General features: G+C 58.8%; 2 protein-coding genes. One reads left to right on the forward strand and one right to left on the reverse strand.

Going from position 1 to position 1340, the window contains the following annotated elements:
* The coding region (locus RMO15_RS06705) for a hypothetical protein (RefSeq protein ID WP_309709586.1) at window positions 1-320 on the reverse strand (320 nt) is incomplete at its 3' end.
* 109 nt (window positions 321-429) lie between these two features.
* On the opposite strand from RMO15_RS06705, the gene RMO15_RS06710 reads away from it, so the two are divergent.
* The coding region (locus RMO15_RS06710; RefSeq protein ID WP_309709588.1) for a TIM barrel protein at window positions 430-1340 on the forward strand (911 nt) is incomplete at its 3' end.

Genomic DNA, 1340 nt, shown 5'->3' on the forward strand with positions numbered 1-1340 from the left:
TCCCAGTCAGGTCGCGGCCCCAGTCGGTACTGTGTTCCCTCCCAGATCGGCGGCGGCTCCGGCAGTCCGTTGTCTCGATACCACTGCGTTTGCTGCTCCTCGGTGCGGGTCGTCAGCTCTCCGCCAAAGATGTTCATGAGCCGGTTCCAGTCACCTCTTGCCTGTTCCTCGTAGGCTCGGCGTGCCTCAAGCTCCTTTTCCTGACAGAGTGCCTCTGCCTGGGAGCGGACAACAAAGGCTTTTAAGGGCGTATCATTGGTCATGTCCAGCCCTTCATCGTTGTACTCCCAACCAAGCTCTTGAACAATGTAGACGATCATATTTGCATTATCGCATGGCACGGAAAAAGTTCAAATAAACCGTCATAAACTCTCTGGCGGGAATTTCCAAAGTACGTTAACATAATAGCCACGAGGAGTATTTTCAACGATGGCATTTAGCAAAGATAGCGCAGGGAACTGGGTTCCGGCAACGACGACGTACAAGCTTGGTGAGGCATTCGCGGCAGGCGTTTGGAACATGGGACCGGGCGGCGGACGCTTCGCCCCGATCATGCGCCCCGCACTCTCCCTGGAAGAGACCCTGGTTGGGCTCAAAGACGCGGGCTGCTCGCATGTCGAGTTCCATGACACCGAAGCCGAGCCCGAGGACGCAGTCGAGATTAAGCAGGCCGTGGACAATGCGGGAATGAAGGTGGCGATGTGTACCGCCAATCTCTTCAAGCGTGGGCCGGAGTTTGCGATTGGCAACCTAGGCGCTCCCGTCGCGGCCACCCGTGCGGAGGCGATTCGCCGCACAAAAAACTACATCACCACCGGCATTGAGGTCTTCCAGAGCGAGATCTATGTCTACTGGAACAGCTCCAACGGCTTTGGTGGCCCGCTGATGGTCAACTACGCCGACTGCTACCGCCAGACCGCCGAGTCGCTCAGTGAGATTGTCCAGTGGATGCTCGACACCTACGGCCCGGAGAAGGCACTGCCCATCGCGATTGAGCCCAAGCCCAACGAGCCTGCCAACTGGGCCGTCCCTGCCGACGCCGGGGAGACGCTAGCGATCATCGGGATGATGCCCGCCGAGCTTCAGCCCTTTGTCGGAACCAACCTTGAGGTCTGCCACTCCACGATGGCGGGCAAGCGCTACGCCGCCGAGCTTGGTCTCGTCGCTGCCGCGAAAAAAGCCTTCTATGTCCACCTGAACTCCGGCTCCGGCCTCAAGTTCGACGAAGACCTAGCGTTTGGCGACAACGACTTTGGCATGGCGGTGGAGACGGTCTACACCATGCAGGAGATTGGCTACAACGCCGTCGTGGGAATCGACTGCCAGCCCCTCAACACCGA

The sequence above is a fragment of the Armatimonas sp. genome, assembly GCF_031410135.1.
Classification (GTDB): Bacteria; Armatimonadota; Armatimonadia; order Armatimonadales; family Armatimonadaceae; genus Armatimonas.